The 16,840-nt window shown below is 67.6% G+C and carries 12 protein-coding genes and 2 pseudogenes; 9 read left to right on the forward strand and 5 right to left on the reverse strand.

Features of this window, described 5'->3' with window-relative positions:
• The first annotated feature begins 668 nt into the window (after positions 1-668).
• Positions 669-1,538: a hypothetical protein gene (locus tag OG488_RS00865; protein WP_329224916.1), complete on the forward strand. Its 870-nt coding sequence runs from the start codon at positions 669-671 to the stop codon at positions 1,536-1,538.
• 130 nt (positions 1,539-1,668) lie between these two features.
• Here OG488_RS00865 and OG488_RS00870 read toward each other — a convergent pair whose 3' ends face one another.
• On the reverse strand, positions 1,669-2,133 hold the full coding sequence (locus OG488_RS00870; RefSeq protein ID WP_329224918.1) for a winged helix-turn-helix transcriptional regulator: 465 nt from the start codon (positions 2,131-2,133) through the stop codon (positions 1,669-1,671).
• A gap of 92 nt (positions 2,134-2,225) precedes the next feature.
• Here OG488_RS00870 and OG488_RS00875 point away from each other — a divergent pair, with 92 nt between their 5' ends.
• Complete coding sequence (locus OG488_RS00875) at positions 2,226-3,065, forward strand: SDR family oxidoreductase (protein WP_329224919.1); 840 nt, start codon at positions 2,226-2,228, stop codon at positions 3,063-3,065.
• Between the two features lie 266 nt (positions 3,066-3,331).
• The gene (locus tag OG488_RS00880) at positions 3,332-4,057 is read left to right on the forward strand and encodes a hypothetical protein (RefSeq protein ID WP_329224921.1); all 726 of its coding nucleotides are present in this window, start codon (positions 3,332-3,334) and stop codon (positions 4,055-4,057) included.
• A 160-nt stretch (positions 4,058-4,217) separates the two neighbouring features.
• Here the strand turns inward: OG488_RS00880 and OG488_RS39195 are convergent.
• The 4 genes and pseudogenes from OG488_RS39195 to OG488_RS00895 form a co-directional block, all read right to left on the reverse strand.
• A pseudogene (locus tag OG488_RS39195) lies at positions 4,218-4,378 on the reverse strand (PRC-barrel domain containing protein); the annotation flags it as partial.
• 111 nt (positions 4,379-4,489) lie between these two features.
• Positions 4,490-4,645, reverse strand: a complete 156-nt coding sequence (locus tag OG488_RS00885; protein ID WP_010059700.1) for a hypothetical protein — start codon at positions 4,643-4,645, stop codon at positions 4,490-4,492.
• Between the two features lie 511 nt (positions 4,646-5,156).
• Entirely contained in the window at positions 5,157-5,705 is a 549-nt protein-coding gene (locus tag OG488_RS00890) for a hypothetical protein (RefSeq protein ID WP_329224923.1), read from the reverse strand.
• A gap of 706 nt (positions 5,706-6,411) precedes the next feature.
• Positions 6,412-7,848 carry an MFS transporter gene (locus OG488_RS00895; RefSeq protein ID WP_329224924.1) on the reverse strand — a complete coding sequence of 479 codons (1,437 nt, stop codon included), beginning with the start codon at positions 7,846-7,848 and terminating at the stop codon, positions 6,412-6,414.
• A gap of 419 nt (positions 7,849-8,267) precedes the next feature.
• Here OG488_RS00895 and OG488_RS00900 point away from each other — a divergent pair, with 419 nt between their 5' ends.
• From OG488_RS00900 to OG488_RS00925, 6 genes and pseudogenes are all read left to right on the forward strand, one after another.
• The gene (locus OG488_RS00900) at positions 8,268-9,188 is read left to right on the forward strand and encodes a helix-turn-helix transcriptional regulator (RefSeq protein WP_329224926.1); all 921 of its coding nucleotides are present in this window, start codon (positions 8,268-8,270) and stop codon (positions 9,186-9,188) included.
• 5 nt (positions 9,189-9,193) lie between these two features.
• Positions 9,194-9,448, forward strand: a complete 255-nt coding sequence (locus tag OG488_RS00905; RefSeq protein ID WP_329224928.1) for a hypothetical protein — start codon at positions 9,194-9,196, stop codon at positions 9,446-9,448.
• Positions 9,449-9,854: 406 nt separating this feature from the next.
• The gene (locus OG488_RS00910; protein WP_329224929.1) at positions 9,855-12,263 is read left to right on the forward strand and encodes a glycoside hydrolase family 9 protein; all 2,409 of its coding nucleotides are present in this window, start codon (positions 9,855-9,857) and stop codon (positions 12,261-12,263) included.
• Between the two features lie 914 nt (positions 12,264-13,177).
• Positions 13,178-13,531: a PRC-barrel domain-containing protein gene (locus tag OG488_RS00915; RefSeq protein ID WP_329224931.1), complete on the forward strand. Its 354-nt coding sequence runs from the start codon at positions 13,178-13,180 to the stop codon at positions 13,529-13,531.
• Positions 13,532-13,738: 207 nt separating this feature from the next.
• Positions 13,739-13,995: pseudogene (locus OG488_RS00920) on the forward strand (GlsB/YeaQ/YmgE family stress response membrane protein); the annotation flags it as partial.
• Between the two features lie 161 nt (positions 13,996-14,156).
• The gene (locus OG488_RS00925; RefSeq protein WP_329224933.1) at positions 14,157-15,680 is read left to right on the forward strand and encodes a catalase; all 1,524 of its coding nucleotides are present in this window, start codon (positions 14,157-14,159) and stop codon (positions 15,678-15,680) included.
• Positions 15,681-16,840 lie beyond the last annotated feature (1,160 nt).

The raw sequence follows: 16,840 nt of genomic DNA on the forward strand, positions 1-16,840 counted from the left end.
GGCCCCGGGCCATCCGCCCGATCGGTGTAGTGGTTCAGGCTGGGACCCGAGGATCACTGGGGGGGTGAAGAGGGCGTGACACGCCTTCAGCACACCGAGTAGCGGACTTCTCAGCCTCGATCAGGATGGCCCCGCCTCGAGGACGACCGCCGCGCCCAGCCCGAGTTCACCCTGTTCACCGGCGACGCGGATGACCCGGCGGATGTACTCACCGTCCGCGACGTCCTCCCGTACCTCATCAGCCAGAAGAAGGCGGCTGCCCGAGCCCGGGCAGCCCTGGCCAGGGAGGCGCCCGGGGAGGCGAGTGCACTGCCCGTGTCGATGCCCTCCGAGGCCACCGCCAACGGGCCGGCGTTCTGATCCCTCACCCGGCCTGACGGCCCTGTGCCGTCCCCGGCCCGAGCAGACGAGGGCCAGGGGCGGTGCGCAAGACCGGAAAGCCCGGCACCCCGACGGACAAGGGCGCTGGACGACCTGGACACCGCCCCGGGCTCCCCCGCCACCTGCGACCACCGGCTGCTCATCCAATGTGCCAGCCACGCCGACCAGGACCACGACAGCTTCGAAACACCCCTCCAGGACGGCCGGCACCACCTCGCCGACATCCCTTGGCCGCGACCGCCCCTCGCGGCCGAGCAGACCGACCCGACGCCGGCAAGGAGCACCGCATGACCTACGAGACCGATCTTTCCGAGGCCAAGCGCACCGGCCGCGCCTGGGGATGTACCTGCGGCACCGACAACCCGCCCACCTACGACTGCTGCCACGCCTGCCAGCGTCCCTCGTGGACCTGCGCCGCCTGCCGCACCGTCACCACCGTCGGTCGCAGCGAGTGCGACGAATGCGGCGGCACGACGCCCGCGGAGCTCCTCGGAGACGGAGAGGAAGGCTTCGAGATGACCTGGGCGGAATGGATCAACACCCCGATCGGTCCCCGCATCGTCGGCGGCCACTACGACTACGGTGACGACGCCACTGCCTACGAGGTCCTCGACGTCGACCCCGGTCCCCGCCCGTCCTGGCCGATCTGGCAGATCTGGCAGATCTGGCAGATCACCGTGCGCCGCGCCAACGGCCAGGTCCACACGCATTGCTCCCGCTTGGACGCCCGACGCGACCGCGCCCACGGCACCGAACCGGAGGGTGGGCCGGCAGCTCCCGCTTCGGCACCTACGCTCCGCTGTCCTCAGGACGGCGGCCGCACCGAGGAGTACCAGGTTCGCAACCCCGAAACCGGCGATGTCTTCGATCGCGCTCGATGTACCCACTGCAGCCACTCGTGGGACCTCGATCCGGGCGCCGACGCCTTGTGCCGCGCCTGCGGAGGGTCAGGATCCAGGGGCTCGGCACCGGACCGCGCTCCTTGCACCGCGTTGCGGGTGTGTCGGCACCGCCAGGTCCTGAGCGTCCTCAACCGAATCCCTGGCAGTAGTGCCCCCGGGACAGCCGCCTTGCTTGCCGGCCGACGGCCGTCCTGGGCTACCCATCCCGTACGAGACGAGACAGAGGTTCCAGGATGGACGCCGCCACGCCCTTAGACTGGCTGGGCAGCCTGTTCACTCGCTGGAGTGAGCCACACCCGGGACAGGTTCTCCATGGACAGTGTCCTGACGGCGCGGCCTTTCTCCCACTGGCCCGTGCTGGGGGTACGCACGAACCTTTCCGCCGTCACGATCCGTGTTCGTCGTCGAGATGATGCAGCTGTTGAGGGCCTGGGGTGGTCGGCTGCTTCGCTTGACCTGTTGCGCTCAGCCGCTCCGTGGCGGACGCCCCGCTGGGTGCCAGCCGCTGTGTGATCCGGTCGAACAAGTCCGTCAGCGGCCCACCGACGTCCTGGCCGAACTCAGTCAGCCCGTAGGTGACTTGGGGTGGCGTCGTCGGCTCGACCTTCCGCCAGACCAGGTCGTCCTGGACCAGTGCGCGCAGTGTCTGAGCGAGCATCTTCTCGCTGATGCCCTGGATGCTGTCGCGCAGCTCGTAAAACCGAAGGTCGGTGCTCCGCAAGGAGATCAGCACCCAGATTCCCCACCTGCTGGTCACGTGGTCGACCACGTCGCGCGCAGGGCAGTCGGTGTGAAACACCTCATACCGATGGCCCGCCTCGGCCTGCGTCAGCTGCGCACCTTCCCCCATATCTGGAGCTTACCTCTGGGTATGTTCTTACGAAAAGTAAGCCTGCCTCCTAGCGTCAATTGCCGCAGCGCACAACGGACTAGGAGCTGAACATGATCGTGGTGACCGGGGCTACCGGGAATGTGGGCCAGCCTTTGACGCAGGCCCTGGCCAAGGCGGGCGAGCGGGTGACGGCGGTGTCACGGCATGCGGCGGCAATGCCGGACGGCGTCCGGCACGTGCCGGCTGACTTGGCCGAGCCGCAGGGCCTCACCCCCGCTCTGGACGGGGCGAAGGCGCTGTTCCTCCTGCTGTCCGGCGACCTGCACGCCCCCGAAGCCAGGCCGACCGGCATTATCGATCTTGCTGCTGCCAGCGGGGTCCGCCGAGTCGTCCTGCTGTCTTCGCAGGGCGTGGCGACCAGGCCGCTCGGCCCGTCGCGGATCGCGATGCGCGCGGTGGAGGACGCGTTGAGAGAGTCAGGCCTGGACTGGGCGGTCCTACGACCGGGCGGCTTCGCCTCCAACGCCTTGGCGTGGGCGGAGTCCGTCCGCACGCAAGGGACGATCGCCGCACCCTTCGGCGATGTCGGGGTTCCGATCGTCGACCCGGCGGACATCGCCGAGGTCGCGGCGGCCTGCCTGCTGGACGACCGGCACACCGGCAGAATCTTCGAGCTGACCGGGCCCGAGGTGATCACGCCCCGTCAGCAGTCGGAGGCCATCGCCGCCGCGCTCGGCTCGCCGGTGCGATTCCACGAACTCAGCCGCGAGGAGGCCAAAGCCGCGATGACCCAGTTCGTGCCGCCGGAGCTCGCCGACGACACCCTGGACATCATCTCCGCCCCGAACCCCGCCGAACTGCGGATCAGCTCGGACGTGGAACGAGTCCTGGGTCGCGCTCCGCGCCCCTTCAGCAACTGGGTCGCCCGTAGCATCGCCGCTTTTCGCTGAGGCACACCTCAGCTGAACCGCCCGGGCAGCCTCGTGCGACTACGGCCGCACGGGGCGGCCCCGTAGCGTTACCGCCCACCAGCATCCAAACTACTGCGGCAACGTGGTGCACATCCGGCGAGCCCGGCGGGCGAAGACCACTGCGCGGCTCGCCCGGGAGCTGCCCGACTGAACGACGAGGAGCGCCGTCGCGTCATCGAGGAGCGGCTGCGCGATCAGGCTGCCCGCGCCGCGGAGACTCCGCGGCGCGCCAGGAGGAGGCCCACGTGCAGCAGTCCCGGCGCGATGAGGCCCGTGCGGCCGACCAGAAGCGGGCGGAGCGCGAGCGCGCGGCCGCAACTGCCGCTGACGAGGTCCGTCAGGCGCAGGCGTGCGAGGACTGCGGACAGCAGCAGGCGGCCGGGCTGTGCGAGGCGTGCGGCTACCGGCGCCGAACCGAGGCCCTGATCGCAGAGGCCGGAATGGTCGCGGCCACCTGGTCGGCCGACCTGACCGACCAAGACGCCATCGCCACCGTCACCACGGACGTGCGCGCGGCGCTGGAACACGAGGTCGCCGCCGGTCACGCCCGCTACCTGAACGCCATGGACCAGGACGCTCAGAACGAGAACCCCACCGGTTTTGCTGCGGCCCTCGCCTACGGTGCGCTCCAGACGGTCGAGGAAGCACTGCCAGAGTTCCGCCACAGCGCCCCCACCGGCTGGGCCGGACCGAGGAAGCTGACGCGAAAGCTCGGCGGGCATACAGAACTGAGCACAACCGCCGCTGGTTCCAGCACAACCCGAACGGGGCGGATGCCGTCGCCGCGGCGACGAAGGCAGCCGACTCCGCCCGGGCGCGCGCTGCGGAGTACCCGCTCGCGACGCGGCTGGAGCAGCTGCGTGAGCAGGCTGCCGCCCGGGCCGAGCAGCCCGCGGCCGCATCATGGTTGGACCGGCTTCCCGAGCTTGCTGCCCGGCAGCTGGAGGGCGACGCCGGCGGTGATCGTATGACCACCGAGTCGGAGCTGAGCAGGGGTCGACCTCGCGCGAAACCGAGAGATCGCACCCGGAAGCCGGTGACGGTCTGAGGGAGCTCTGTCACGGGTGGACGGTGGGCGGGCGGAACGCTACTGGCGTTCCGCCCGCCCACCGTCCACACGGATGATCCGAGTCAGACACGGCGGTGGCGACCGTAGTACTCGCCAGTCGTGCGGTGGAAGTCCGCATCGCCGATGTGCTTGTCCTTGTCGAACTCGGGTGATTCCTTGATCTGCCCCATGGTGAGGTCTAGCAGACCTTCTTTTCGGCGCTGTCGACCCGGTTCACTGTGCCGCGGTAACGCATGTCCGCGAAATCGATTGCCATTCGAATCGATAAGCGGTAATCAGGCGCCCAGGGTGGTGTCTATCACCGGGCTTTCCTATGTGGCCGTTTACCCCGACTTTAGAAGAAGTGCTTACGCCCACCGACCGCGCGACCGGTCGCACCCAGGATCCACAGAATGGCGCCCACCAAGATGAGAATGCCGCCGATCGTCGTCAACAGACCCATACCGACCAGCAGGCCGATGATCAGCAAAATCAGACCAAGAATGATCATTTCAAGACCCTATCGTCAATCCGACTTAGACGTTGGCGCGTACAGCCTCACAACGGCCTAAGTTCCATTTGGTTGGTAGACCCCAACCAGCTCCGAGTGCCAAGACCTCAGTGCAATAGCCTTGTGCCCGGCGACACGGTGTTCACACACCCCATCAAGAATTCGTTCAAGAGGCGGCTGCTGAACCGAGCCCGAGGACAACCGAATCCGCGACTGGGAGGCCGCCGTAGGCTCATCGAGCTGATCCGGCCCAAGGCTCCCCGCGTGACCGCCCGGCTCTTCGACGAGGCCCTCCACGCATCGGACGAACAGCCCACCTCCCCCGGGCTTCGGACCCTCGACATCACGATCTCCGGGCTGTAGAGGACGTGGGGTCGCTCCCAGGTCCAGGCGGCGCGTCGTTCGGGGTCGGGGGAGATGTGTGGCGGGCAGGGTGCGTAGTCCTGCCCGCCTTCGGTGACCCTGATCCAGATGCAGGCACTGACGGCCGGGCGCTGCGAGCACGACGGTGTCAGCTGAGCTGGAATGAGCTTGCTCGGTCGTACCAATTGGTGGAGGGGCAGTTGCCGGTTCCTGATCCGCCCAGATGGGTACAGCTGTCGATCCACGGCGAGGAGGAGCTGCTGTTGTTCGTGCCGTCGAACAACTTGATGTCGCAGGACTGTGCGGTGTAGGTGCTGACCGAGCTATAGGTGTCGTTCTCGCTGATCCCGCTGGGATTGTTGTAGTCGTACGCCTCTCCGACGAGGGTGGGCAGCGTGTAATCGACGTCCGTGGTGGTGGCCGTACATGAGCGATCGCCGTACCAGATGCTGTAGCCGCCGGATCGGTTGTAGTCAATCCAGTTGTAGACCGCGACGAGCGGGAGTGACGCCAGGGTGGAGCTGTAGTCGGTCAGGGCCTGCTCGGAGGTGAAGCAGGACTTTTTCTGCGCGGTGAGGTCGATCGCGCAGTACTGTCCGGTGGCATCCGCCACGGGATTCTGCGTCGCCGAGGCGGAACTGGCGACGGGGACAGTGAGGGTGAAGGCCGCAGAGGCCGCGAAGAAAATCCTTACCATTGAGACTTTTCCAGGAACTCGCACAGGTTCCTCCTGAGAAGATATCCGGTCGGTGTCGTCAGGATGCCCGGCGACCGACCTGGTCGACAGGGCACTTCCCGGCCACAAGATCGGCCCGGTTCGACTCGGCTCAGCGCGTTCTCGCGCCGGCCTGCAACGATGCGTGTGAGAGTGTCGTCAGGGCCTTGTGGGGCCGATGACGCGGATTACTAGCGGCCCGCAGACGGCTGGTTTGCTCGGCGCCTGACGCTCGGCGAGGGCCTCTTGGTGTGCGGGGTCGGTCGACACCCTGCCCGAGCACGTCGAAGACACCGTGTGGGACGTCCTGGGCGCCGCCGCCGACCCGTGGGGTTTCCGGCAGTGGAACGCGGAGGACCTCGAGGGCGAGGAAGTGCGCTACGCGTCCGTCGGCCAGCTCTCCGCGCTGTCGCGCACGAGGCCCAGCGGTTGGCGGGTTGGCGGGTTGGCGGGTTGGCGGGTTGGCGGGTTGGCGGGTTGGCCCGACCGTGACCCATGGCTGAGGTCAGTCGTTACAGGGGCACAGGTTCTTTGACTGCCCCCGTGGTTGGCGGAACCTCTCCCGAATGCCCGCACCGATCAGGTTCGGCATTCGACGCTTCCTGCGATCGACGTGATCGCTCCCCTTACAAGAGTCGAGGTAGAACCCGGTGTGGGGCCCGGTCGGGGGCTCGGGCCTGGGGTGCCGTCAGCCGGCCTGTGCGACGGGGCGGCGCAGGAACGCGACGGCAATGGCTGCTCCGGCGAGGCAGATGATGCCTGCGGTGAGGACGGCCGCATGGAGGCCGCCGAGGGTGGCGAGGGTGGGACTGGTCGTGGCCGAGAGAGTCTCGGTGCGGACGGTCACGATGGCTGCGAGACCGGCTGTGCCGATGGCACCGACGAACTGGGGGAGCTGGGACAGCCCGCCCGCGACTCCCTGCTCCTCATTGCTGACACCGGAGGTCATGGTGGTGATGAAGGAGACGACGGTCAAGACGTGACCGAAGCCCATGACGCCGGAAGTGATGAGGAGAAGGGCGAGGCCGCCCTCGGCAGGCAGGAAGAACATCGCGGCGGTCCCCAGGCCCTGGATGGTCAGCCCGGTCGCCATGCCGCCCACTTTGCCCCAGGCGGTGATCAGGCGGGCGGCGAGTATGCCGCCCACGAGGGCGGTGATGCCTTCAGCCAGGAAGCCTGCTCCGGTGGCGAGGGCGGAGAATCCGAGCACGTCCTGCATGTAGAGGCTGAGCAGAACCGTGGTCCCGCCGCACATGCCGAGGGTGATGAGCCCGATGAGACCGCTCCACTTCACGGTGGGGCGATTCAGCAGTCCCAGCGGAACGAGAGGGGCTGCGTGCCGCTTCTCCGCCAGCAGGAATGAACCGAGCGAGACAACTGCCAGGACGAGGGAGGCAAGGGTGGTCCAGCCGGCATCGGCCCCGGTCGAGATCCCGTAGACCAGGGCGAACAGGCCCACGCTGGCCAGTACAGCACCTGGGATGTCCAAGGTGGCTGGGACGCGGGTGTCGTTCTTCGGCAGCACGGACAGGGCGCCGATGAGCACGACAGCTCCGATGAGCACGAGAATGAGCATGGTCCAGCGCCAGTTGAGGCCACTGGTGATCACCCCTCCGCCGAGGGTACCCAGGACGAAGCCGAGCGACAGCACGGCTCCGTTGACGCCGAGCGCACGGGTGCGCTTCGAACCGTCCGGGAATGTTGTCGTCATCAGTGCGATCGCCGTCGGCGCGATCATCGCGGCCGCGACCCCCTGACCGGCGCGTGCAGCGATCAACAGACCTGGGGAGCCGGCGAGACCGGCGCCGAGTGAGAAGAGGCTGAAGAGGGTGACGCCGATGAGGAACAACCGGCGACGTCCGACCAGGTCGGACACGCGTCCGAACAGCGGCAGCAGGCCTGCTGTGGGCAGCAGACAGGCCGTGGCCACCCACTGCAGGGAGCCGGTACTGGCGAAGCCGAGGTCGCGCCCGATCTCCGGCAGGGCCACCGTCACGACCGAGAAGTCGACACCGGTCATGAAAGTGGCACCGCACAGGGTGAACAGGATGAGCCAACCCTTGGCGCCGAGCCTGTCCGTGACCTCCTCGCCAGGGACCGCTTCCCGGTTCTCGGTTACTGCCATGGAATGCCTCTCACGGGGTGAGTTGGATGCGGGACGCGCAGGTGCGCCAGCCTGAGCCACTGCTGCGGAGCGAACGCGAAACCCTTGGTTCGGACAACATCGCGGCGGAGCACGGCGCTCACTTCTACGAGTCGTCCAAGTGGCCGCCTCGCCTTGCGGTCAGTCGGCTTGCGGCCAGCCTGTGACATGCGGGTGCCCGCACCCAGCCCTCTGTCCGGAGTACCCCTGCCGTGCCTACCCCTGCCAGGTGCAGGACCAGCTGTCCGGTGCACGGGCCAGGAGCTCACTCCGTCAACCGGCCAAGAAATACCCCCTCTTGGGACTGCAGCAGCTCCTCGAGAAGTGGACCGACCGACTGGTCGAGGCTGTCGGCTGACCCTGCATCTGACAGGGGCAGGCACGCGACGACCACGAGGGGCATGCTGGTAACCATGGAGCGGAAATCCGAACTGGGAGAATTCCTGCGGACCAGGCGGGCACGCCTTCGGCCGGAGGCAGTGGGGCTGCCCGACTACGGGGGCCGCCGCCGGGTCCCTGGCCTGCGCCGCGAGGAGCTGGCCCAGCTCGCCGGCGTCAGCGCCGGCTATTACACGCGGCTGGAGCAGGGCCAGAGCCCCAACGCCTCGGACGCCGTACTGGACGCTGTGTCCCGTGTTCTCCAGCTTGACGAAGCCGAACGTGCACACCTGCGCAGTCTCGCCCGCCCCCAGCCCAAGGCGCGCAGAAGCCGGCGCCCCGAACACCTGGACCGCAGCGCGCAGATGCTGATCGACTCCTTCCGTGACACGCCGGCGCTGGTCATCGGCCGCTCCAGCGACATCCTGACCTGGAACCGGCCGGCGCACGCCTTGATCGCCGGACAGCTACCGTTCGATGCTCCTACGCGATCCGGGCAGCGGCCCAACGTCGCCAGGCTGGTGTTCCTCGATGAGCACACGCGTGAGCTGTACGCGGACTGGCGCGGCAAGGCCAAAGACACAGTGGCCGACCTGCGACTGACTGCAGGGCGGTCCCCCGATGACCCTGAACTCACCGCACTGATCAGGGAGCTGACCCTGAAAAGCGCGGAATTCGCTTCATTGTGGGCGGCACACCCAGTACACCCGTGCGTCCCCCACCGCACCCGCGAATTCCGCCACCCCCTCATCGGCACCATCACTCTCCACAACGAGCTCCTGGAGTTGCCGCATACCGAAGGCCAGCGGGTCGCTGTCTTCATGGCGGAACAAGGGTCGGCCTCCGCAGCCGCGCTGCAGCTGCTCACCGATCTGTGTGCCGGAGATGTTCCGACGCCAAGCGATGACATGCTTGCCCCGCGAGGGGGCAACCGCACCCACTGACGTCCGTGCCTCTGCACGGCCCCCGGCCCGGCAGCGCCTCCCCCGACGGTGCCTGGCCGCATTCACTGCATCACCGGGTTCCGACCGACAGCGGTGAGACGTACGCCTGGCCGGCCGCGGCTGCGGCACCCGCTCCGCAGCAGGCAGCCGCACCGGCGGCCGGTACAGACCGGGTCACCCGGCTCGCCGAGTTCACTGCGCAAGAGGTGTTCAGCGAGGAGGAGTTCGCCGCCGAGAAGGCTCGCATCCTGAACTCCTGACATCGGGCCCCGGCGTCCGGCGCCCCCTGTCCCGCCGCCCCGGACCCCGCTCGAACCACGCCCGCCGAGCTCCGGCCAAGAGCGCCCCGCCCCCGCAATTCCACTCTCTTGCTACGCGCCCCGTTGACAGGGCGGGCCCGTGCTGGCTTCATGAGCACGTCCGTGGAAGCGCTCCCACGCCCGTCGCGCCGGACGTCACTCCGGGCTGCCGACGCTTCCGCGTGGGCCGGTGTCACCCCGCACCGGCTCCGTCGCACGAGCCGCGCATCTGCACCGTTCAGCACCCGCACGCCGCACTTCCGCACGAGCCGCACCACCGCCCCGTCGGCCCGGTCCGGCATGTCATCCGCCGGTCCGGTACGACCACGGGCACCACACGCCGCCCGCCGCACCGAAGGACGATCCGTTGCGACTGCCCTCCCTTCCCCGCGCGTTCCACAGATCGATATCCCGCCACTCTCCGCCGAGCACCACCGGCCGCTCCCGCCTGGGGGTCACCCTCGCCGGCGTGGCCGCGCTGCTCGCCGGCGGACTCATGCCCCTGGCCGCCACCCCGGCCCAGGCAGCCCCGGCGTTCGCCTACGGCGAGGCCCTGCAGAAGTCGCTCTTCTTCTACGAGGCCCAGCGCTCGGGCAAACTCCCCGAGGACAACCGTGTCTCCTGGCGTGGCGACTCCGGCATGGACGACGGCAAGGACGTCGGGCTCGATCTGACCGGCGGCTGGTACGACGCCGGCGACCACGTGAAGTTCGGCCTCCCGATGGCCTACAGCGCCACGGTGCTGGCCTGGGGCGGTATCGAGCAGAGGGACGCCTACGCCGCGTCCGGGCAGCTGGCTCGCCTGAAGGACAACCTGCGCTTCGTCAACGACTACTTCGTCAAGGCCCACCCCTCCGCCAACGTGCTCTACGGACAGGTCGGCAACGGCGGCGACGACCACAAGTGGTGGGGCCCCGCCGAAGTGATGTCCATGCCCCGGCCCGCGTACAAGATCGACGCGTCCTGCCCCGGCACCGACCTCGCCGGGCAGACGGCCGCCGCGATGGCGTCCTCCTCGATGCTCTTCGCCGACGACGACCCGGCGTACGCGGCGAAGCTCCTCACCCACGCGAAACAGCTCTACTCGTTCGCCGACACCTACCGCGGCAAGTACAGCGACTGCATCACAGACGCTAAGTCGTACTACAACTCCTGGAGCGGCTACCAGGACGAGCTGGTGTGGGGCGCGATCTGGCTCCACAAGGCCACCGGTGATGCCACCTACCTGGCCAAGGCCGAGACCTACTACGACGGCCTGTCGACAGAACAGCAGACCTCCACCCGCTCATACCGGTGGACGCTCTCCTGGGACGACACCTCGTACGGCTCGTACGTGATGCTCGCCAAGCTCACCGGGAAGCAGAGGTACATCGACGACTCCAACCGCTGGCTCGACTGGTGGACGACCGGGGTGAACGGCGCCAAGGTGGCGTACTCCCCCGGCGGCCAGGCCGTGCTGGACTCCTGGGGATCGCTGCGCTACGCGGCGAACACGGCCTTCGCCGCGCTCTCCTACAGCGACTGGCTCACCGGTGACGCGACCCGCAAGGCCCGCTACCACGACTTCGCGGTACGCCAGATCAACTACGCCCTCGGGGACAACCCGCGCAAGGCCAGCTATGTCGTCGGCTTCGGCGCCACCCCGCCCACCAAGCCGCACCACCGGACCGCGCACGGGTCGTGGACCGACCAGATGACCAACCCCGTCGAGACTCGCCACGTCCTGTACGGCGCACTCGTCGGCGGGCCGGGCGCGGCGGACGACTCCTACACCGACGACCGGCAGAACTACGTCAACAACGAGGTCGCCACCGACTACAACGCCGCCTTCACCGGTGCCCTCGCCCGGCTGTACGCCGAGTACGGCGGTCCCCCGCTCGCCTCGTTCCCCCGGGCCGAGACACCGGACGGGCCCGAGGTGCTGGCCCAGGCATCGGTGAACGCGTCCGGGGCGAACTTCACCGAGATCAAGGCGTACCTGGTCAACAAGTCGGCCTGGCCGGCCAGGCCGCTGGCCAAGGCCTCGCTGCGCTACTACTTCACCTTGGAGCCTGGGGTCTCGCCGGCGGACATCACGGTGACCACCAACTACAACCAGTGCGGCGCGGCCTCCGGCGCCAAGCAGTACGAGGGGGACGTCCACTACATCAGTGTGGACTGCTCGAACACCGTGATCGCCCCGGCAGGGCAGTCGGCCTACCGCAAGGAGGTGCAGTTCCGGGTCGCCTCCTCGGGCGCCTGGGACCCGTCGAACGACTGGTCGTACGCGGGCCTGCCGACGACACCGGGCTCCACCCCGGTGGACGCGCCGAGGCTGGTGCTGCTGGACGGAACGTCACAGCAGTGGGGTGAGCTGCCTGACGGCGATCCCGGTGAGTCCCCCTCCCCGACTCCCACGCCCACTCCCACGCCGACCGCACCCCCCACCCCGACGCCTACGCCGACTTCGACTCCGTCCGCCGGTGCCGGCTGCTCGGTGACCTACAAGGTCGGCTCGTCGTGGGGCAGCGGGTTCACCGCCGACGTGACCGTCAAGAACACCGGCAGCACAGCTGTGGACGGCTGGCGCCTCAACTGGACCTTCAGCGGTTCCGAGAAGGTGACCGGCGCCTGGAATGCCACCGTCACCCAGTCCGGAGCTGTCGTGACCGTCACCGACGCCGGTCACAACGGGGAGGTTCCGCCGGGCGGTTCGGCCTCGTTCGGCTTCCAGGGATCGGGGGCACCCGGTTCCGCGCCCACCGGGTTCACCCTGAACGGCGTCAGCTGCTCCTGACGACCTGAACCGTGCGGGGCCAAGGCCGTTCCGTCGGCCTCCGCCCCGCACGATCACGGTCTCAGGGCATACGGTGCACCGAGCCCGCGTAGTCCCGCCCGTGAACGGGCTCCGCTCCCAGGTCGCATAGCGTGCCTCCGGGAGGAGTCCGGCCGCGTCGCCCGCGCGGCGAGTCTCAGCGAGGCTGCTCCCACTCGGCCCGGGTGAGTTCGTACTCGCCTTCACCGTGCTCGGAGCGCTCGATCGGACTGGGTGTTCTGGTTGTTCGACATGCTGGAACGTCCACACGGTTCGGTCCAGGTCGGCACGTGGGAAGCGACGAGCCGCCGCACCCGGGGAGGTGGCCCGTACGAGCCGAGCAGGAGCGACCGCACTGGGACTGGACACCGCTGGAGAGCGTCGCAGGATCGCGGCTCTGTGCTCGTCCGCATCCTCATGTCGATCTGCTTCTCTTCGTCGAGGCATCGATCTCCGGACCCGCAGTGGGTGCCGGGCAGCAACTGTTCATCCATCGACTGCCTCCAAGGTGGGGTGGGTCCGCGACCGGAACACCTGCTCAAGCTGGATCGGTCCGTGCGGTTCCGTGGTGCGGACAGAACTCGGCGTCCCAGCGGGGCGCCCTGCCTGGACTGCACCATGTGGGCAGCCGCGCGCAGGATCCACGAAGCACTCGAACCGCCAGCGTTCAGGTCCGCGCCGCGCACAGACGGGCGCTTCGTCTTCGTCTGTACATCTCTTCAGCAAACCGCTGAGCAATCGATTCCGCGGGCATAGGCAGGACGAGGCAGGGCACGAGGCTGTCAGCGATTACCGAGGAAAGGATTGCCCGGGCGGGGAACAGAGCGGAAGGCTCTAGCGCTCCTTGGGGTCACCTCAAATAAGTCCTGTCTTTCCATACGAACAAGGGAGCTTTCATGAGTGACAACCTGTGGGGTTACCAGCCGAGCGTCGGCCACACCGTCGGAACCGACCTGATCGGATACAAGGTCGAGGCGACGGACGGCAGCATCGGCAAGGTCGACAAGCACTCCGACGACGTCACCTCCTCGTATCTGGTGGTCGACACCGGCGTATGGATCTTCGGAAAGCACGTTCTGCTTCCCGCGGGCACGGTGAGCCGGATCGACAGTGACGACAAGAAGGTCCGTCTCGACCTCACGAAGGACCAGATAAAGAACTCTCCCGAGTTTGACAAAGACAAGCATATTGGCGATTCGGACTTCCACCGCACGACTGGCGAGTACTACGGCCGCCACCGGCGTGTCTGATTCGACACCGTGTGGTTAGCGGGTCGGCGGGAACGCTTCTTGCCTTCCCGCCGGCCCGCTAACCGCACGTGCCGGAGTTCTCTCCGAGTGCGCAGACACTGAGGTATTTCCAATCTCAGATTGAGGCACGTTGAAGGACGGGAAAGCCTTCGCTATCTCGGTAACGTGGTGGGCCCCAGGCGTCGGCAATATAAAAGGGAGACTCTCGTGGGCATCATCGCCTGGATCCTCATCGGCCTGTTCGCAGGGCTCCTCGCCAAGGCGCCGACCCCGGCAAGGGCCCCGGGGGCTGCCTCGTCACGATGGCCATCAGCATCGTGGGCGGGCTGCTCGGCGGCTGGCTCGGCAAGGCCACCTTCGGCGTCGACTCCATCGACGGATTCTTCAGCCTGTCGACGCGGATCGCCGCCGTCGTCGGTTCGGTCCTCGTCCTGCCGGTCTACCGGCTGGTCGCGGTACAGCGCTCACGCCGACCCGGCCCACGCCCTCGGGCGGTCCGCGCCATCAACTTCTCGGCGAGTCGATTCGACCGTTTTTGCCTACATTGGTATAGGTCCAGTAGGGCAGCCGTAGCAGGAGGCATCGCCGACGCGTCTGCAGAAAACAAACAAGAGGAAACGACGACATGACCGACACCTCGCGCAAACCGACCACCTCCGACTCCGGCGCCCCGGCAGAGAGCGACGAGCATTCCCTCACCGTCGGCCCGGGTGGACCGATCCTGCTCCAGGACTCCTACCTGATCGAGCAGATGGCCCAGTTCAACCGCGAACGCATCCCCGAACGCCAGCCGCATGCCAAGGGCAGCGGCGCCTTCGGGACGTTCGAGGTGACTGCGGACGTGTCCGCGTACACGAAGGCCGCGCTCTTCCAGCCCGGCACCACGACCGACCTGGTCATCAGGTTCTCGACCGTCGCCGGGGAGCGGGGCAGCCCGGACACCTGGCGGGACCCGCGCGGTTTCGCGGTGAAGTTCTACACCAGCGAAGGCAACTACGACATGGTGGGCAACAACACCCCCGTGTTCTTCGTGAAGGACCCGATGAAGTTTCAGCACTTCATCCGGTCCCAGAAACGCCGGGCGGACAACAACCTGCGCGACCACGACATGCAGTGGGACTTCTGGACCCTCTCGCCCGAGTCGGCACACCAGGTCACCTGGCTGATGGGCGACCGTGGCATCCCGCGCACCTGGCGCCACATGAACGGCTACACCTCACACACGTACATGTGGATCAACGCGCAGGGCCAGCGGTTCTGGGTGAAGTACCACTTCAAGACCAACCAGGGCATCGAGACGTTCACCCAGCACGAGGCCGACCAGATGGCCTCCGCCGACACGGACTACCACACGCGTGATCTCTTCGAGCACATCCGCGACGGCGAGTACCCGAGCTGGACCCTGAAGGTTCAGGTCATGCCGTATGAGGACGCGAAGGACTACCGGTTCAACCCCTTCGACCTGACGAAGGTGTGGCCGCACGGCGACTACCCGCTGATCGAGGTCGGCCGGATGACGCTGGACCGCAACCCCACGGACAACCACGCCGAAATCGAACAGGCGGCCTTCCAGCCGAACAACTTCGTGCCGGGCATCGGCCCGAGCCCGGACCGGATGCTCCTGGCACGGCTGTTCTCCTACGCCGACGCGCACCGCTACCGCATCGGCGCCAACTACCAGCAGCTCCCCGTCAACGCCCCCGTCGTCCCGGTGTACACGTACTCCAAGGACGGGGCGATGGCATACCGGAAGACCTCCGACCCGGTATACGCCCCGAACTCCAAGGGGGGCCCGGAGGCGGACACGGAGCGCTACGGCTCCCCCCCGAGCTGGTACGCGGACGGCGACATCACCCGGGCGGCGTACGTCGACCACGCCCAGGACGACGACTGGGGCCAGGCGGGCACGATGGTCCGCGAGGTCTTGGACGACGCGGCGCGGGACCGGCTGGTGGACAACATCGTCGGCCACCTCCTCAACGGCGTCAGCGAACCGGTCCTCCAGCGGGCGTTCCAGTACTGGTCGAACGTCGACAGCACGCTCGGCAAGCGCGTCGAGCAGGGCGTCCGCGCGAAGGCCGGTGAGAAGGACCCGAAGGCGGGCGAGCAGGGCAACCCGGCCCGCTCGTCAATGCAGCACAAGGCCTGATGCCTGGCCGCCGGCCGCCCGGAAGGGGGTCGGCGGCCCCTCCCTTCCGAGCTGAACCAGACCACCGGCCGGGGCGGAATCCACCTGACCGGAGGCGAGCAGGGACCGCGCCAGGTCGAGCCCAGCAAGGCCCGACGCAGGCGGGCGGCCTCGGGCAGCGGGGCCACACGACTCAGCGTCCACCTTTCGGCTCGGGCGGAGCGCGCCGGCCGTGCACGTAACGTGCAGAGCGAGGAGACCCGTGGAGCGCTGTGCGTGACGGTACGCGATCAGGCTGCTCGTATCGTGCACCGTCGGTAGATCGTGCGGGATGCCGCTATGAGATACGGACGCAGAAGCGGCCGTTAATGACGTATGACCGCGGGAGAGCGGTTGCGCCCCGGAAAGAGACTTCGAGTGGTTGTTCTTCCCCTGCGGGCACGGAATTCAGCGCGACCTGGGGTCGATGCTGAATCCCGTGCCCACTCCAGCCATTGAGGTGGCGGAGAGGCTGAATGGACCGTCGCAGAAGAAGCCGCGGAAGTTAGTAACGTCCCGGGGGCCCATTCCGCAGCCTCTGCGACTGTTGCCCACCAGCGAGCGTCCGCCCACGAGGATGCATTTACCTATGCAAGTGTTCAGGAATCACCTCACTCTTGCATACGGTGGATGCATAGAAGATCGACAGGAATGCACGGAGCCGCGTTGCTTCGACTCTACTGAGGAGACTGCTGGTACACGTTCGCGCATGTGCTCTCACAGTCGCCGACTGCACTGGGCTCCACCATGCGGCGCGACACGGGTATAAGCCGCTTCGACTTCGTGGTTTGTCGACGCTGTCGATGGCCGCAGAGCGCACGCTGCGGATGAGCGAAGTCGCTCACCATGCAGGCGTTACGCTCTCACGGCTGCCGAATGTCGTCAGCCGTCTCTGGAAGCACGTGGCTGGGTACGTCGACGCCCCGACCCCGCCGACGGCCGATACACCCTGGCCACACTCACCGATGAGGGTCGGAACAAGGTCAGGGCCGCCGCTCCCACTCATATCGACAAGGTGCGGCGTCTGGTTTTCGACCCGCTGACCAAAGCGCAACAGAGCCATCTCGGCGCTGCCTCCCAGCGCATCCTCGACGCCCTGCAGGCCCCGCACTGAACTGCGAACGTGGCCCTCCCCGGTGAAT

The organism is Streptomyces sp. NBC_01460 (assembly GCF_036227405.1).
GTDB lineage: Bacteria > Actinomycetota > Actinomycetes > Streptomycetales > Streptomycetaceae > Streptomyces.

Coding starts and splice junctions, on each gene's coding strand:
- OG488_RS00875 (WP_329224919.1), top strand. CDS start 2,226: ATGATCGTGGTGACCGGGGCTACCGGGAATGTGGGCCAGCCTTTGACG.
- OG488_RS00915 (WP_329224931.1), top strand. CDS start 13,178: ATGAGTGACAACCTGTGGGGTTACCAGCCGAGCGTCGGCCACACCGTC.
- OG488_RS00885 (WP_010059700.1), bottom strand. CDS start 4,645: ATGATCATTCTTGGTCTGATTTTGCTGATCATCGGCCTGCTGGTCGGT.
- OG488_RS00865 (WP_329224916.1), top strand. CDS start 669: ATGACCTACGAGACCGATCTTTCCGAGGCCAAGCGCACCGGCCGCGCC.
- OG488_RS00870 (WP_329224918.1), bottom strand. CDS start 2,133: ATGGGGGAAGGTGCGCAGCTGACGCAGGCCGAGGCGGGCCATCGGTAT.
- OG488_RS00900 (WP_329224926.1), top strand. CDS start 8,268: ATGCTGGTAACCATGGAGCGGAAATCCGAACTGGGAGAATTCCTGCGG.
- OG488_RS00890 (WP_329224923.1), bottom strand. CDS start 5,705: ATGGTAAGGATTTTCTTCGCGGCCTCTGCGGCCTTCACCCTCACTGTC.
- OG488_RS00895 (WP_329224924.1), bottom strand. CDS start 7,848: ATGGCAGTAACCGAGAACCGGGAAGCGGTCCCTGGCGAGGAGGTCACG.
- OG488_RS00925 (WP_329224933.1), top strand. CDS start 14,157: ATGACCGACACCTCGCGCAAACCGACCACCTCCGACTCCGGCGCCCCG.